General features: G+C 71.1%; 14 protein-coding genes. 9 read left to right on the forward strand and 5 right to left on the reverse strand.

Going from position 1 to position 16524, the window contains the following annotated elements; genetic code table 11:
• Positions 1-3: 3 nt before the first annotated feature.
• The 3 genes from AB0Q99_RS14550 to AB0Q99_RS14560 all read right to left on the reverse strand — a co-directional run bounded on the left by AB0Q99_RS14550 (position 4) and on the right by AB0Q99_RS14560 (position 2921).
• On the reverse strand, positions 4-576 hold the full coding sequence (locus tag AB0Q99_RS14550; protein WP_363571530.1) for a hypothetical protein: 573 nt from the start codon (positions 574-576) through the stop codon (positions 4-6).
• A 556-nt stretch (positions 577-1132) separates the two neighbouring features.
• Positions 1133-2347, reverse strand: a complete 1215-nt coding sequence (locus AB0Q99_RS14555) for a hypothetical protein (RefSeq protein ID WP_363571532.1) — start codon at positions 2345-2347, stop codon at positions 1133-1135.
• Positions 2340-2921 (reverse strand): DUF4365 domain-containing protein, encoded by a 582-nt coding sequence (locus tag AB0Q99_RS14560; RefSeq protein ID WP_363571534.1) that lies wholly within the window; start codon positions 2919-2921, stop codon positions 2340-2342. Before AB0Q99_RS14560 ends, AB0Q99_RS14555 begins: the two co-directional genes overlap by 8 nt.
• Before the next feature lie 314 nt (positions 2922-3235).
• Between AB0Q99_RS14560 and AB0Q99_RS14565 the strand changes: the two genes are divergently transcribed.
• Entirely contained in the window at positions 3236-3436 is a 201-nt protein-coding gene (locus AB0Q99_RS14565) for a hypothetical protein (protein ID WP_363571536.1), read from the forward strand.
• A 309-nt stretch (positions 3437-3745) separates the two neighbouring features.
• Here AB0Q99_RS14565 and AB0Q99_RS14570 read toward each other — a convergent pair whose 3' ends face one another.
• Complete coding sequence (locus AB0Q99_RS14570; protein ID WP_363571538.1) at positions 3746-4468, reverse strand: aquaporin; 723 nt, start codon at positions 4466-4468, stop codon at positions 3746-3748.
• 186 nt (positions 4469-4654) lie between these two features.
• On the opposite strand from AB0Q99_RS14570, the gene AB0Q99_RS14575 reads away from it, so the two are divergent.
• The 6 genes from AB0Q99_RS14575 to AB0Q99_RS14600 all read left to right on the forward strand — a co-directional run bounded on the left by AB0Q99_RS14575 (position 4655) and on the right by AB0Q99_RS14600 (position 11648).
• Entirely contained in the window at positions 4655-5236 is a 582-nt protein-coding gene (locus tag AB0Q99_RS14575; protein ID WP_363571681.1) for a hypothetical protein, read from the forward strand.
• Positions 5237-5420: 184 nt separating this feature from the next.
• Complete coding sequence (locus AB0Q99_RS14580) at positions 5421-5654, forward strand: hypothetical protein (protein ID WP_363571540.1); 234 nt, start codon at positions 5421-5423, stop codon at positions 5652-5654.
• A gap of 194 nt (positions 5655-5848) precedes the next feature.
• Positions 5849-6394 (forward strand): methylated-DNA--[protein]-cysteine S-methyltransferase, encoded by a 546-nt coding sequence (locus tag AB0Q99_RS14585; RefSeq protein WP_363571542.1) that lies wholly within the window; start codon positions 5849-5851, stop codon positions 6392-6394.
• A gap of 326 nt (positions 6395-6720) precedes the next feature.
• Positions 6721-8142, forward strand: a complete 1422-nt coding sequence (locus AB0Q99_RS14590) for a family 2B encapsulin nanocompartment shell protein (protein ID WP_363571544.1) — start codon at positions 6721-6723, stop codon at positions 8140-8142.
• Between the two features lie 199 nt (positions 8143-8341).
• Positions 8342-9391 (forward strand): family 2 encapsulin nanocompartment cargo protein polyprenyl transferase, encoded by a 1050-nt coding sequence (locus AB0Q99_RS14595; protein WP_363571546.1) that lies wholly within the window; start codon positions 8342-8344, stop codon positions 9389-9391.
• 922 nt (positions 9392-10313) lie between these two features.
• Complete coding sequence (locus AB0Q99_RS14600) at positions 10314-11648, forward strand: DUF1254 domain-containing protein (protein ID WP_363571548.1); 1335 nt, start codon at positions 10314-10316, stop codon at positions 11646-11648.
• Positions 11649-11690: 42 nt separating this feature from the next.
• On the opposite strand, the gene AB0Q99_RS14605 is transcribed toward AB0Q99_RS14600, so the two are convergent.
• Positions 11691-13598: a hypothetical protein gene (locus AB0Q99_RS14605; protein WP_363571550.1), complete on the reverse strand. Its 1908-nt coding sequence runs from the start codon at positions 13596-13598 to the stop codon at positions 11691-11693.
• Positions 13599-13748: 150 nt separating this feature from the next.
• Here AB0Q99_RS14605 and radA point away from each other — a divergent pair, with 150 nt between their 5' ends.
• Positions 13749-15260: a DNA repair protein RadA gene (radA, locus tag AB0Q99_RS14610; protein WP_363571552.1), complete on the forward strand. Its 1512-nt coding sequence runs from the start codon at positions 13749-13751 to the stop codon at positions 15258-15260.
• 201 nt (positions 15261-15461) lie between these two features.
• The gene (disA, locus tag AB0Q99_RS14615; protein WP_360253112.1) at positions 15462-16520 is read left to right on the forward strand and encodes a DNA integrity scanning diadenylate cyclase DisA; all 1059 of its coding nucleotides are present in this window, start codon (positions 15462-15464) and stop codon (positions 16518-16520) included.
• The last annotated feature ends 4 nt before the right edge of the window (positions 16521-16524 follow it).

Genomic DNA, 16524 nt, shown 5'->3' on the forward strand with positions numbered 1-16524 from the left:
GCTTCAGATCTGGCCGGAAGCCTCATCCGCGCTCCGGGCGCCGGGCAGCAGAAGCCCACGGGCGGTGTGCTGCTCTCCCTCGAACCGGCCCCGTACGCCGAGGTCCGCGCGGGCGGCTTCGTGGAACCGGTTGATCGCCTTGAACGCCCCGGTGTGCAGTGCCCGCCAGTCCGCGAGCGTGCCGTCGACCAAACCCCGGGCCTGCCAGCCGATCGCGGCGAGGTTCTCCTGAACGGCGTGGGCCGCCTCGATCACCTCATCCCCGGCGAGCAGCATGATCCGCTCGAATGCCCTTGCCTGGGCGCCGCTGGCTTCGGTCAGCTCCATCGACAACTCGTGCTCCGTGCGCGGCATTTGTCGGATCTCTTCGCGCACCTCGTAGAGGAGCACCGCGATGTGGATCGAGGTCCGGACCAGCCCGACGTAGTCGGCGTACGCGTCGAGCTTCTTCTCGTCCCAGCGAAGCCGCAGGCCGTCCTTGCGCTTGCTCCGCTCCATCAGCTGGTTCGTCGCGTAGGTGGTCAACCCGCCGAGCACAACCGCGGCGATGGTCACTAGCTGGGTGATCGTATCCATGGCCCCCGCACCGAGGATGTGAACAGTAGTCAGATCCGAGCCTGCCGATGATAGGCGGCCGACGGGCCCGGAGGCAGGTGGCGGAGGGGCGTGAGAAGGGGTGGGGTGGGGGTGAGGGATGGAGGGGTGGGAGTGAGTAAAAATCTTCTCTACAGGTTCAAGGGCGCGCACAGCGCGCCAGCGCGCGGCCTAGCCGCTCGCCGTCGCTCCTGTCTTGCGCCCCGCTTCGGCGGCGGCCGGCCGCGCACGTCGAACGTGCGGCCGGGAGGCTGGCCGAGGTTAGAGCCCGTCGTGGCTGGGGTCGGGCGGCTCCACGGTTTTACCCACCTCCCAGGCTCGGGACCCGAGTCGAGCAAGAACGGGGGGCCACTCGGCCAAATTGCGGTCAGGTCCAAAAGCCCTGACCGAGTCGCAACAGCTTACGGCCCCCCGATCATGCTCGACCCCAAACCAGGCAGGGCACCGGCCAAAACCGCTCCACCGCCCAGGCGAACAGCCATCGCATAGCCGCAAGCCCAAGTGTCTTGTCATGTCCGCGACATGTGATAGTGACTCGTCAATCGAAAAGCCCAGGCTGGTCCACTTGAGCTTGAGGCTTTCGCTGCTTCTTCGGGTCGAGGTCTTCAAGTGGTCCGACAATGCGAAGAACTGTCGCATTGTAGAGCCAACTCAGATTTCCTTCTTTTTCAAGCCTGCCGCTCACTTGAATCGCAAGGTCCTCTTCGTGTGCACGGATGGCTGCGTGATAGTCCTCCTCGTCAGCGAGCCTCACGCGCACCTTTTTGGGAGAACCAGAACCGAACGACTCGACTCCAAAAACCCCTGGGCTTCCAGCCTGCTTCTTGGCTAGCAGATGCACTCGCCCTAGCACTGTCACGAATTGTGGTCCGTCATCCTGGGCGAGCTGTCGAGCAGCCTTGTCAAGGACTTCCGCATCGGACCCCTGCAGCTCGAAATGGTGCGAAGTGGCACCACTGACGGGGACAGCAGCATCCCAGTCGATCGTGATGTCTGCCCCATCGGACATCGAAGCCATGCCCAGCAGTGCACTTGTCATCTCGTATGAGACGCCATTTTCAACGCCCTCCACAAAGCCCGACAGCGCGCCAGTGGACTTATAGTGAGAAATCGCCTCTAGTGTCGATTCGACTGCCTTGGCGAAGGCCTCACTGACAGAACGCGAAGAAACCGCTCCAAAGCCTGTAATGATTGACTCTGGCTCGGCCTTAAGGGGAACGCTTGAGTCGGGCGGAACGAAGGCCGTGACAATGTAGCTACCTGGCTCAGTCTGTCCCATTAGAACCTGATCGAGGTAGCGACTCGCGAACCTTCCATGACGATTAACAAAGTGACGCTCCGGGCCAAGGTAGTACTTGGCTCCAGCTAGCATTGCGCGTCTGGCTGAATCAATCAGGCGCTCACCACTTCGCCAATCGATCAGCCCACTTGGAGCAGCCGATTCGCGGCGGAATTTGAATTCATCGGCACTATTCGTGATGATCTTCGGAAATACGACGCGAGTCCAAAAGTCATGATTCAACGAAATTTGATGAAGCGCGACGCCCATAACTTCGCGATAGTCAGGATCTTCTTGATCCAGCGGCAGGAGAAGGCTTGTTCGAGGCCACGCCGGACTATCACCGGGAGGCGACAGTCGGAGGAAGATGCCCCGCCGGCCTCCGGCAAGCTTCCAGCCAGAGTCTTCGAGCAGGACGGCGAGCTTCGCTGGGTCAACCCGCTCTACTAGGGCAGAGGAACTGGGCTCAGTCATGAAGCTTCTCCTCTCTATCGACCCGGTCCATGAGCTTGATCAGAGTCGGCGCGTCAAAGATGTCGCTGGTTGACAGTCTGACACTCGGCTTGTCCACCGTCGGGCTGACTGCCACGCCCTCAAGGTGTCTCCAATAGGATGCTCGTCGGATCAGCAGACCCTCGTGAGTAGCCTCGGTCCACTCCGCCTGGTTCTGCGGCATGGTCATCACGATCAAGATCGACTTGTAGTTGCGGCGCGGCTTCGCCAGCTGCTCAAGGTATGCGCGCTTGGAGAACTGGTAGCTGAACCAGCCCTTCGCGGGATCAGGGACCGTCTGGGTAGTGCTCTTGAGCTGGGCCAGGAGGTGTACCTCCTCCTCCAGCGGGGTCATCGGCGGCCGGATGAACCTCACATCCATGCCGAACAGGTCCTTGCCCACCCGCTCAACCAAGCAACCCGCCGTCGCAGCCACGCTAGTGACTAGGCCGATCTGGAGCTCCTCCATCATGCTGGTGAGCGTGCGATCGTCTACGGCCTGGACGTGGCGCTGGCGCGGTTTGGAACCGTTGCTCGCCTCGCTCCCAGCCACCATGGGCACACCTCCAGGCGGCAGCGTAGATCACTGAGGGTCGGCGGCGTGAGCGGTCCGTAGTTTTGGCCATGGTCGAACCGTAGTGCGAGGGACTGACGGAGGTTAGAGTCCCAGGGCGGCCCGTTTCGCATCGCGACCAGTGACCGACCCTGGGACAGCTGCGTGACTACCTGCGCTACGGCCCCGCATGTCGGCGGACAACCACGGACGTCTGGAGACTTTGCTTGGAGGTCAGCGACCGTCTGAGCCCAGACAAAGGGCATTCCCGGTTGCTTCGGGACGAAGAGGCCAGGTCTGATCTGTAGTGTGCGGCCATGATGAGCGAGATGGAGCCGGACGGGCCGTTGAGCGACGCAGAGGCTGAGCAGTTTCGGCAGCTGCTGAAGCGGTACCTGTCCCACGAGCTTGATCAGTGGGAGACCTCGAAGAGCGAAACGCCCTATGGGCCGGCCTACGTGGTTCTGACTCGCGCGCTGCCCGAGGCAGCTCTGCCGGAGCACTTCCTCGACCTGTGAGCGTGCCATAGGCGTGCCAGATCGGGCGGTACGTGGCGGTCAGTTGCGGGCGCTGGCAGCGCGATGGCCGGGAACCGACAGGCCAGCTGAGCCGCAGGTCACGCCGGGTCTCGAACGCCTGTCCTTGTAAAGCGGGGGTCGTCGGTTCGAACCCGACAGGGGGCTCAGGATTCCGGCCCAGGTCAACGGGCCCAGAACGCATGGAGGGCCCCGGACTGATCTCGGTCCGGGGCCCGCTGCATCACCGGGTGACATCAGCCGGTCGTGCGGCGCCGCCTTCCGGAGGTGCAGTCACGCAGTCGCTGCGGCTTACTGGACGGGCGAAGGGGTGGTCCTCGGGAGGACCAGTAGGTGAAGGCCGGCCGCCAGGATGCCGCCCACGAGGGGGGCGACGATGAAAAGCCACACCTGGGTAAGGGCCGTCCCGCCGACGATGAGGGCAGGACCGAGACTGCGGGCAGGGTTCACCGACGTTCCGGTGACCGGAATCCCGATGAGGTGGCACATGGCGAGGGACAACCCGATGGTCAGTCCTGCCACCGTGGCATTCGAGGTCTTGCTCGTCGCGCCGAGGACGACGAAGACGAAGAGAGTGGTCAACACCACCTCGATCAGGAAAGCACCGCCTGCGTTGATGTGAATGCGGCTGGCGGCACCCCAGCCGTCGGCCCCAAGGCCGGTGGTCGAACGGCTGTAGAGGGGTGAGCAGGCGAACGTGCCCCAAAGGAGCAAGGCCCCGAGCATCCCGCCGATGAACTGTGCAGCCCAGTAGCCAGCCGCCTCGAGCAGCTTGATTCGGCCGGTCAACAAGGCTCCGACGGTGACGGCTGGGTTGACGTGACAGCCGGAGATCGGCCCGAGCACGTACGCCAGGGCGAGTAGGACGAGGCCGAACGCGAGTGCGGTGGCGACCACGCCGGCGGCGTAACTGCTCCCCGTTGTGCCGAAGCCGAACGACAGGGTTGCCACCCCGACCGCGACATACACGAGCAGTCCTGTTCCCAACAGTTCTGCAGCCAGCTTCCGGATCATGTTGTCCCTTTCCCGGGCAGCACCAACGACCGCTGCGGTCTGTGAAGTCATGGGCTCGAACCGGCGCCTCTTGTATACGTATGGTTACTCAAACACGGCGGAGAGTAGTCGGCAAGTGCTCTCCCGAGTCGGGAGCATGCTCGGATCTTCTGCTCGGCGACCCGCTACCTGCACGGACAGGGCCTGCTGCACCTCGACCTCAAGCCCTCCAACATCGTGATCGACTGCCGCCGCGCCAAGGTGCTCGACCTCAGCATCGCCCGCCCCCCGGGCCCGGGCACCCCCGGCATCGGCACCGAGGGCTACCTCGCCCCCGAACAGCCACCGGCGGCCCGCTCACGGCGGCCACCGATGTCTGGGGCATCGGCATCACCCTCTACGAGGCCGCGACCGGCGAACTCCCCTTCGGCGGACAGCCGTCGAGCCCCGCACCACCGGTGTCCGCACGCCGCCGCCTGCCCCGCCCGTTCGCCGAGGCGATCGACGCCTGCCTGCACCTCGACCCGGACGCCCGGCCCGAGCTGCCCCACCTGGCGGCGCTACTGGACGGCCTGCTCCCGCTCGGCCGCCGCGCGGTCCCGTCGGGCCCGGGGAATCCACTCCGCGGGGGAGCGACTCCACCGGTGGTGGCGGCCGTCCGTGACCGGCCGGTTCGGGACGGACACCGTGCTGCTGCTCGGGTCGCTCCGGCAATTGGCATCCGGAGCCGTAGTGTTGGGCATACCGGCCGTACGGAACCGCCGCTGGGAGGAGGACCGGGAGACCTGACCAATCCCCTCGGACGGCTCCGGGGCGCACCCCCGGCCTCCGGTGCGGCCCACCGCGCACCGTGCCCGGCCGGCCCCGGAGCGCAACCGGCTGCCCCACCCGCGCACGCATGCCTCCGCGGCGGGCGGGGCGGCCGACCCGGTCGTACCGTGGAGGTGCGGGGGGTGACGGAGGAGGTTGACCAATGCCCGGTTCGCTCACCATCAGCCACCACGAGTCCGCGGTCACCCTGGACCACACGGACGCCGCCCGGCTCGCCACCGTGCTGGCCGAACTGGCGTACCTGCTGGAGATCCCGGGCCCGAACCGGATCAACGACGCGCAGCTCGCCCTCCTCTGCGAGGGCCGCGTCCCGGACCGCGCCGAACTGGCGCACTGGTCCGGGGCACTCGCCACCGAGCTGAAGGGGCGGCTCTGACCGAGTCCGACCCAGCCCGGACCGGGGCCGGCGCCGACCGGCTCAGGTCCGGGGTGCGGCACGCCCCGACCGGGGTCCACCGCGCCCGCGCCCGGGCCCCCGACCGCCCGCCGTACGATGGCGCGCGGGGCGGGGACGTCCTCCGGGTGCCGGGGTGGTCGGCGGCCGGTCCGGCGGAGGGTGGGGGCCCGAGCGTGCCGCAGTCCTGGTCGATGTCCTGGCTGACCGTGCCGACGCCGCTGCCCAGCGGCCCGATGCACATCGCGGTGACGTCGCTCGGGGTGGCGGCGGCGGGTTACGGCGGACGCGACGGTGAGGCGCCGCCGTGCGCCGACGAGTCGAAGATCACCGCCGTCACCGAGCGGATCGGCGCCTACCTGGCGGGCCGCAGCCGCGAGTTGGGCCTGCCGATCGACTGGAGCCTGAGCTCCGGGCCGCACCGCGCCGTCCTGCAGACGCTCTGGCGCGAGGTGCCGTACGGGCGGACCGTCACGTACGGCGAACTGGCCGCCCGCAGCGGGGTGTTCGAGGACGTCACGGAGCCCGGCCTGGCCGCTCGGACGGTCGGGCAGATGATGGCCGCCAACCCCGTCGCCCTGCTGGTGCCCTGCCACCGGGTGGTGGCGGCGGACGGGATCGGCGGCTTCGGCGGCGGTCGGGTCGGGATCGAGGTGAAGCGCTGGCTGCTCACCCTGGAAGGGGTGTTGGAGCCGAGGCTCGACTGGGACGGGCCGCTGTAGTCGCTGCCGCGGCTGCTGTCGCCGGACGTGGCCGGACATCCCGGCCGTCGCCAGTCCCGGCCGGACCGACCGGGTGCGGCCTTGTCAAGGGGAGGCGCGGGCGAGGGGGGCGATGGGGGAAGATGGGGTGCCGGATTTCCGATCCGTTCGAATGGGTAGTCGAATGAATATCGATCAGGTGCTCTATTCGTACTATTTGTTCGGTTATTCCAAACCACTCGAATGAGTGATTGCGGGCTGTCCTCGAATGGGCCCACCATGAAGCTGCAACACGAATGCGCAAGGCGACACTTCATCGGGTACCGGGTATGCGAAGGGCTCCCCTCATGTCGACCGAAACCAATGCCGGTATTCCTGCGCCCGGCGCGCAGGCGGAGATCCGGCAGCAGCAGAGTCTGAGCACGGCGGGCGCGCGGAACCTCGCCACGACCACCAAGTCCGCGCCGCAGATGCAGGGCATCAGCCCGCGCTGGCTGCTCAGGAAACTGCCCTGGGTGCAGGTGTCCGGCGGCACGTACCGGGTCAACCGCCGACTGCGCTACTCGGTCGGCCGCGGCCGGGTGAGCTTCGTCAAGACCGGCGCCGAGGTGCGGATCGTCCCGCCGTCGCTCGCCGAGGTGCCGGTGCTGCGTGGTTTCCAGGACGAGGCCGTGCTGGAGGAGCTGGCCGCGCGCTTCGTGCAGCGGGAGTTCGACGCCGGGGACGTCCTGGTCGAGGCCGGCACGCCGATCAGCGAAGTCTTCCTGATCGCGCACGGCAAGCTCGACCGGATGGGCACCGGCAAGTACGGCGAGGAGGCGGTGGTCGGCACCCTCGCCGACGGCGACCACCTCGGCGACGAGGCGCTCCGGCAGGAGGACGGCACCTGGCCGTACACGGTCCGCGCCGCGACCTCCGGCACCGTGATGGCGCTGTCCTGGCCCTCCTTCCAGGAGCTGCACGACCGCTCCGAGGCGCTGCAGCTGCAGGTCATCGAGTACCTGAACGGCTTCCAACAGGCGCAGAACAAGCACGGCGAGGCCGCGATCGACCTCTCCTCCGGCCACGCGGGCGAGTACGAGCTGCCCGGCGCCTTCGTGGACTACGAGCTCAAGCCGCGCGAGTACGAGCTGAGCGTCGCGCAGACCATCCTCAAGGTCCACAGCCGCGTCGCCGACCTCTACAACCAGCCGATGAACCAGACCGAGCACCAGCTGCGACTGACCATCGAGGCCCTGCGCGAGCGCCAGGAGCACGAGCTCGTCAACAACCCCGAGTTCGGCCTGCTGGAGAACGCCGCGTACGACCAGCGGATCCAGACCCACTCCGGCCCGCCCACCCCGGACGACCTGGACGAACTGCTCAGCCGCCGCCGCGGCACCAAGATGTTCCTGGCCCACCCCAAGGCCATCGCCGCCTTCGGCCGGGAGCTCAACAAGCGCGGGATCAACCCGGGCACGGTCGAGGTCGAGGGCCGGCACATCCTGTCCTGGCGCGGGGTGCCGGTCTTCCCGTGCAACAAGATCCCGATCATCGGCGGGCACACCAGCTCGATCATCGCGATGCGCGTCGGCGAGGACAACCAGGGTGTCATCGGGTTGCACCAGACCGGAATTCCGGATGAATACCAGCCGAGCCTGTCGGTGCGGTTCATGGGAATCGACGACAAGGCGATCATTTCCTACCTGGTGAGCGCCTACTACTCCGCCGCGATCCTGGTGCCGGACGCGGTCGGCGTCCTGGAGAACGTGGACATCGCACAGCGCTGACGTCCCGGTGGGGCCGCTCGGAGATCCACGCCGTCCGGCCGGAGGTGCCCTCCGCACCCCGGCCGGCGGCGGGTTCCGGCGCGCCCGGGGCCCCGTTCGGCCGCCAGGACACCGTCCGACCGCCCGACACCCACAGCGCGACCCCGGCCCGCCCGTGCCGGGTCATTCCATGACAGGCGCCACGAAGGGGGAGACATCCATGACCAGTTCCACGGTGGAACGGGACCACAGAGAGGGGCACGAGGCGGCCGACATCCTCGCCCGCGCCCGCGCACTGGTCGACCCGGTCATGCGGGCCGCGGTCGACTCGCTGCCCGGCACGATGCGCAAGGTCGCCGGCTACCACTTCGGCTGGTGGGAGGCGGACGGCACGCCCGCCGCGGCCCCCGCCGGCAAGGCGATCCGGCCGGCCATGGTCCTCGCCGCCACCCAGGCGCTGGGCGGTACGCCCGGCGAGGCCGCCGCCGCGGCGGCCGCGGTGGAGCTGGTGCACAACTTCACCCTGCTCCACGACGACGTCATCGACCGGGACGACACCCGGCGCCACCGGCCCACCGCCTGGCGGGTGTTCGGCACCACCGAGGCCATCCTGGCCGGGGACGCCATGCACTCCCTCGCCCTGCGCCTGCTCGCCGAGGACACCCACCCGGCCGCCCACGGTTCGATCCGCCGGCTCGCCGACTGCGTGGTCGAGCTCTGCGAGGGCCAGCAGATCGACTGCGCCTTCGAGCAGCGCAACGACGTCTCGCTGCCCGAGTGCCTGGCGATGGCGGAGGCCAAGACCGGCGCCCTGCTCGGCGCCGCCTGCGCGATGGGCGCCCTGTACGGCGGTGCGTCCGAGGAGACGGCACAGGCCATGGACTGCTTCGGCCGGGAGATCGGCCTGGCGTTCCAGCTGATCGACGACCTGATCGGCATCTGGGGGGACCCTGCGGTGACCGGCAAGCCGGTCGGCGCGGACCTGGTCGCCCGGAAGAAGTCGCTGCCGGTGGTCGCGGCGCTGGGCTCCGGCACGGCCGAGGGTCGACGGCTGGCCGAGCTGTACGCGATCGAACGCCGATTGAGCGCCGAGGAGTTGGCGCAGTGCGCGGCGGCCGTCGAGGGGGCCGGCGGGCGTGGCTGGGCGCAGGGGCAGTCCTGCGAGCGGATGGCCGCGGCGATGGCGCAGCTCGCCGCCGCCGTACCGGAGCCGTCCGCGGCCGACGAACTGCTGGCGCTCGCCGAACTGGTCACCCGCCGGACGCACTGAGGACATAGGCGCGGCACGGAGGGCACGCGGCGGCGCCGTGCGGGAGTGGGAAGTCGGACCGGCCGACTTCCCACTCAGCCGACTTCCCGCTCGATCGGCTCACCTGAGTCCGACTTGCCCGCAGCGGGCCAACAGCCGCTGTTCCTCGGCGGGTTGGATGTCCTGACGCGCCTCCACTCCCGGCCGGTGTCGGCGAGCCAGGCTCCCGCCAACCCGGGCAGATCCGGTGCCCAGGGCGGGAGTTCGCTCCACGACTCGACCCGGTCCGGTCTCGCCGCGCACAGCGGCCCGCCGCGCGCCATCCGCGCCGGCTGCCAGGGCAGTCGGCCGCCGGTCTCGTACGGCCCGATGAGCAGCCCGCTGTCGAGGAGCGGCGACCGCCTGGCGCCGGAACCCTCCGGTACCGCCCGCGCGCAGCCGGCCTTCAGAACACGCGTGAACGGGCCGGCCGGGCGGGGTGTCGGCCGGGCAGGCGTGCCGTGGGGAGTCCTCGCCGATCACCCGGGCGGGCCAGTCGGCGAAGGCGCGCCCCGGAGGCGGCGGCGGGTGTAGTGGCCCCGGCCCGCTCGCGCCCCCTCGCGCCCCCTCGCGCCCCCTCGCGCAGGAGCCGCGCGCCGAGGGCGCCGCCTGGGCCGGCTGCTGGGGGGCGGAGCTGTCGACGACGGCGTCCCGGCCGCGGCCGCCGACCAGTCGGGCCAGGCCCTCGGCACCGTCGCGGTCGCCCCGGACGGCCCCGACATGCCGCCCCCTCCGGGCCCACTTAGCATCCGATCTATGCGGGTCTGTCAAGAATTGCCAATGTCTGTGCAGATCTGTACTCATCCGACCGGATCCGTCGGCAGGAGAGCGACAGCATGGTCAACCCGGCACGCCCCCGCCCTGACCGACGCCCCCGCCTGACCGACCGTACGAAGGACCCCCGATGAACCAGCCCGAGCTGGAGGCCCTGGCCGCCGACGCGTACGTCTACGGCTACCCGCTGGTCGCCGCTCTCACCATGGCCGAGCGCTTCATCAAGGGCGGCCTGGGCACCCTGCCGGCGGCGCCGTTCAACCACTTCAGCCACGCCACCCGGCTGGCCGGCCCGGGCGACGAGTTCGTCTCGGTCAACAACGACACGATCTACTCGATCGCCCAGCTCGACCTCTCCGAGGGCCCGCAGGTGCTGCGGGTCCCGGACACCGCGGGCTCCTACTACGTGCTGCAGTTCATCGACGCCTGGACGGACAACGTCGCCTACCTCGGCCGCCGCGCCACCGGTACCGGCGCGCAGACCTGGCTGATCGTCCCGCCCGGCTGGCACGGCACCCCGCCGGACCCGGAGCGGGTGATCGAGCTGCCGACCACCGTCGGCACCGTGGTCGGCCGCTTCGCCTGCAGCGGCCCGGACGACCTGCCCCGGGTCCGGGAGCTGCAGTCCGCCCTCGGCCTGGAACCGCTGGAGTCCGGCGGCCTGGTCGCCGGACTGCCCGAGCCCGACCCGGACGTCCCCGAGCGGCTGGCCTTCTTCGAACGCCTGCGGGTGTGGATGCAGGCCTTCCCCCCGGCCACCGCGGACATCGAGTACCAGCGCCGCTTCGCCCCGCTCGGCCTGCTGGACGACGGCGCCTCGCCGTACCGCACCGCCGTCCCCGAGTGGACGCTCACCCTGGCCAAGGGCCTGGCGGCCGGCCGCGAACGGGTGGAGGACGCCACCCGCCCGCCCGAGGACCACCCGCTCGGCGAATGGCGCTCCGCGCTCCACCTCTTCGACTACAACACCGACCACCTCGGACCCGGCACCCTGGACGACCCCGAGTGGCGCATCCCCGACCGCCGCGCCGCCTACCTCAGCCGGGCCGCCGCCGCCCGGGCCGGCCTCTGGGGCAACCACTCCTACGAGGCCTCGTACGCGATGACCTACGACGACGCCGACGGCCGCCCCCTCACCGGTGCCAACAGCTACACCCTGCGCTTCGACCAACTGCCCCCGGCCGAGGCCTTCTGGTCCGTCACGATGTACTCCGTCCCGGACTACTACCTGGTGGAGAACCCGATCGACCGCTACTCGATCGGCGACCGCACCCCCGGCCTGGTCTACGGCGACGACGGCTCCCTCACCGTGACCCTCCAGCACGACCCCCCCGAGGACCCGGTCGCCGCCGCCAACTGGCTCCCCACCCCGCCCGGCGAATTCCGCCCGATCATCCGCCTCTACCAGCCGAAGGCCCGGGTCCTGGACGGCTCGTACCAGGTCCCCCCGATCCACCGGACCTGACGCACGCCCGAGGGCCGAGGTCGGGTGGATCGGCCGACCGGGTCAGTGCCCCCGGCGCGCGGTCGGCGACGCCGAGGGCGCCCCCGTTCCCGGCCCCGACCCCGTCGGACGCGGCGAGGCACTGCCCGTCGGGGCCGCCGTGGGCGTGCCGGACGGCGGTGCCGACGACGGCGAACCCGACGGCGACGGCCCGCCCGACCGTGAAGGCGAGCCCGAGGGCGAGGGCGCCCCCGTGGCGGTCGGCGAAGGAGCGGTCGGCGAAGGGGTGGTCGGCGAGGGCGCGCCCGTCGGCGGGGCGGAGGCCGTCGGGGACGGGTCGGCCGGGGCGGAGGTCGAGCCGCCCCGGGTGTGCGGGCCGCCCTCCAGGGTGACCACCGCCTGTGAGGGCGGCAGCGCGATCCGGGCGGTCCAGTGCGTGGTCGGTGCGAGGTCCTCGTCCACGGTGACGGTCACGGTGATCCGCTGGCCGGGTGCGAGGGTGCCGGAGTCGCGGCTGAGCCGGAGCCAGCCGGCGTCCGTCACCGTGCGCCAGCGGATCTCCGTGGTACCGGAGTTGGTGAGGGTGAGGACGGTACGGCTGCCGTACTCCCCGGCCTCGACGGTGAGCAGTCCGGCGGGGGCCGGTTCGGGCGCTCCCGGTGCGGAGACCGGTTCGACCACGGGGGCCGGGGCGGCGACCAGGGTCGGGCTGCCGAGCGGGGTGGCGCCGTGCGCCGGGACGGGGATCACGGCGCCTTGGAAGGTCAGTCGAGGAAGGCCAGGAAGCAACGTTTCTGCACCGTTCACCCCGCCCACCCCGCCGGCACCGCCCGTCCCCGCCAGCTCCAGGCCCGGCACCCCCGGCGCCGCCGACCCGGCCGGGCTTCCGGCCCCGGGCCACGGCGGTCGCCGCCCGGTCGCCCGACCGGCCTCGTCCACCCGCACCGTCGACACCGAGGCCGTCGACCCCGATCCGCCGCCGCCCCGGTGCCCGGCCCAGAGCGCGATCACCGGCGCCGCCAGGACGGCCGCGAGCACCCCGGTGGTCACCACCCGCCGACGGAGCGCCAGCCCGCGCCCCGCGTCCGGCACCCGGTGCCGGGGAAAGCCGCCCTGGTCGAACCGCAGCCCCGGCTCGGCCGCCACCGCGGCGCGGACACCCGCGAGACCCACGACACCCACGACACCCGCAAGACCCACACCGCCCACACCACCCGCCGGAGCCCTCAGCAGCGGCAGCCCGGACAGCCCCGCCGCCCCCTCGGCCGCCTCGCCCGCGACCCGCTCCGCCGTCCCCCGGCAGGTCGGGCAGTCGACCACGTGCTGCACCAGCTCCCGCCGCAGCGCCGGGCCGAGCACCCAGTCCCGCCAGGACTCCGCCCCGGCCCCGCCGAGCCGGTCCAGCTCCGGGCAGCTGCCCACGCCGAGCACCAGCAGCGCCGCCCTGGTCCGGGCCACCTCGGCCTCGGCGCCGGCCAGCAGCTCACGGGTCCGCCCGAACGGCAGGCCCAGCACCGCCGCCACCTCCAGCGGGGTCAGCCGGTGCCGGACGGACAGCTCCAGCGCCTCGCGCTGCTCGGGGTCGGTGCCGGCCGCCTCGGGCCAGGCGAGCGAGGCCAGTTCGCGCCGCCGCCGGGCCGCCTCGGCCTCGCCGGGCTCCGCCCCGGACGCCCGCCCGGCCTCGAACCCACCCGCAGCCCCGACACCCCCGCCAACGCCCCCGTCCGCGAGTCGCCGCAGGCAGCAGTACCGGGCCAGCGAGAACAGCCAGGCTCGCACCAGTCCGGCCTCGGCCAGCCGGGCGCCGTGCCGCTGCGCCAGCTCACGGACCTCGCGCAGGGCAGCGGCGGCGGCGTCGTGCTCGCACAGCACCGAGAGGCAGTAGGTGAACAGGCCGTCCACCTGCCGGTCGTACGCCGCGAGCACGGCGTCGGCCTGCGGCCCGACCGGCCCAACAGTTCGCGTTGTCACCCGACCGACGGTAGAGACCCCGGACGGCCGGTCCCCGTCATTCGCCGCGTATGTACTTCTTTCGGGTAACAACATCGCCCATCTGTGTGGACGCGCGGCGAGCCGGGTGGCGGACCGCCGCTGTCGTACCCAGGCGCTACCGTGGGCCGCATGCCTCCGCGTTCCAAGACCACCGCCAAGCCGCGTCCGGCGTACCGCTGCACCGAATGCGGCAACCAGCTGCCCAAGTGGGTCGGCCGCTGCCCGGAGTGCAACGCCTGGGGGACGGTCGAGGAGTACGGCGCGGTGCCGATCCGGACGACGGCCGCCGGCCCGGTCAGCGCGCCCGCCCGCCCGATCGCCCAGGTGGACGGCCAGGTCGCGACGGCCCGCTCGACGGGCGTCCCGGAGCTGGACCGGGTGCTCGGCGGCGGGCTGGTCCCCGGCGCGGTGGTGCTGCTGGCCGGCGAGCCAGGCGTCGGCAAGTCCACCCTGCTGCTGGACGTCGCGGCCAAGGCGGCCACCGACCGGCACCGCACGCTCTACGTCACCGGCGAGGAGTCGGCCGGCCAGGTCCGGCTGCGCGCGGACCGGATCAACGCCCTCTCCGAGCACCTCTACCTCGCCGCCGAGTCCGACCTGGGCGCGGTGCTGGGGCACATCGAGGCGGTCAACCCCGGCCTGCTGATCCTGGACTCGGTGCAGACCATCGCCTCCGCCGAACTGGACGGCGCCCCCGGCGGCCCGGCCCAGGTCCGCGAGGTGGCGGGCGCGCTGATCCGGGCCTCCAAGGAGCGCGGCATGGCCACGCTGCTGGTCGGCCACGTCACCAAGGACGGCCAGATCGCCGGCCCGCGCCTGCTGGAGCACCTGGTGGACGTGGTGCTCAGCTTCGAGGGGGACCGGCACGCTCGGCTGCGCCTCATCCGCGGGGTCAAGAACCGCTACGGCGCGACCGACGAGGTGGGCTGCTTCGAGCTGCACGACGAGGGGATCGTCGGCCTGGCCGACCCGTCCGGCCTCTTCCTGACCAGGCGTGACAAGCCCGTCCCGGGCACCTGCCTCACCGTCACGCTGGAGGGCAAGCGCCCGCTGGTCGCCGAGGTGCAGGCGCTGATGGTGGATTCGCAGATCCCCTCGCCGCGCCGCACCACCTCGGGCCTGGAGTCGCCCCGGATCGCGATGATCCTGGCCGTCGTCGAGCGGCACGGCGGGGTGAAGCTCGGCAAGCAGGACATCTACACCGCCACGGTGGGCGGGGTGAAGCTGAGCGAGCCGTCCGCCGACCTCGCGGTCGCGCTCGCGGTGGCCAGCTCCTCCACCGACACCCCGCTGCCCAGCAACCTGGTGGCGATCGGCGAGGTCGGCCTGGCGGGCGAGGTGCGGCGGGTGACGGGTGTGCAGCGCCGGCTCGCCGAGGCGCACCGGCTGGGCTTCACCCACGCCCTGGTCCCGCCGGACCCGGGCAAGGTGCCGCCGGGCATGAAGGTGGTCGAGGTGGCCGACATCGGCGAGGCGCTGCGGGCCATCCCGGGCCGGCGCCGGCCGGCCGCCAAGCCGCGCGGCGAGGCCCGTGCTGAGGCACCGTCGGCGCCGCCGGCCCCGCGCACCCCCCGGGTCGCGGCACACCCGGAGGAGCTGATGGCGGGCTGGGAGCCGCTCGACTCCGACGAACTGCGCTGACCCAAGCCCTGCCGAAGCCGCACGCAGTTAGACTTTCCCCAGTCTCATTGGCCAGAAGGCAGTACCGAGCGGTACTGAGCGACAGAGCAACAGACCGCGGACCGGCGCACGGCACGAGGCGCGCGGCACGGGGTCGACCGGAGGAGTCACGTGGCAGCCAGCGACCGGGGGGCGGACAAGGCCTCCCGTGAGGAGGCCCTGCTGCGGGCCTCCCTCACCGCCATCGCCCCCGGCACGGCGTTGCGTGACGGCCTGGAGCGGGTCCTGCGGGCCAACACCGGCGGCCTGATCGTGCTGGGCTTCGACAAGACGGTCGAGCCCATCTGTACCGGCGGCTTCGTCCTGGACGTCGAGTTCACCGCCACCCGGCTGCGCGAGCTGTGCAAGCTCGACGGCGCGGTGGTGCTCGACAAGGACATCACCAAGATCGTCCGGGCCGGCGTGCACCTGATGCCGGACTCCACCATCCCGACCGACGAGACCGGCACCCGCCACCGCACCGCCGAGCGGGTCAACCGGCAGACCGGCTTCCCGGTGGTCGCGGTCTCGCACTCGATGCGGCTGATCGCGATGTACGTCAACGGCACCCGCCGGGTGCTGGAGGACTCCACCACGGTGCTGTCCCGCGCCAACCAGGCGCTGGCCACTCTGGAGCGCTACAAGCTGCGCCTGGACGAGGTGGCCGGCACGCTCTCCGCGCTGGAGATCGAGGACCTGGTGACGGTCCGGGACGTCACGGCCGTGGCCCAGCGGCTGGAGATGGTCCGGCTGATCGCCACCGAGATCGCCGGCTACGTGCTGGAGCTCGGCATCGACGGCCGTCTGCTCTCGCTGCAGCTGGACGAGCTGATCGCGGGCGTGGAGCCGGAGCGCGAACTGGTCGCCCGGGACTACTTCCCGGAGCGGGCCGCCAAGAAGGGCCGGACGGTCAACGAGGTGTTGGCCGACCTGGAGGCGCTCACCCACGCCGAACTGCTGGACCTGCAGACCGTCGCCAAGGCGCTCGGCTACTCGGGCTCGCCGGAGTCGCTGGACTCCGCCGTCTCGCCGCGCGGCTACCGCCTGCTGGCGAAGATCCCGCGTCTGCCCAACACGGTGATAGAGCGCCTGGTCGAGCACTTCGGCGGCCTGCAGAAGCTGCTCGCCGCGAGCATCGACGACCTGCAGACGGTCGAGGGCGTCGGCGAGACCCGGGCCCGCTCGGTCCGCGAGGGGCTGTCCCGCCTCGCCGAGTCGTCCATCCTGGAGCGCTACGTCTGACCCG

The sequence above is a fragment of the Kitasatospora sp. NPDC086791 genome (assembly GCF_040685975.1).
Classification (GTDB): Bacteria; Actinomycetota; Actinomycetes; order Streptomycetales; family Streptomycetaceae; genus Kitasatospora.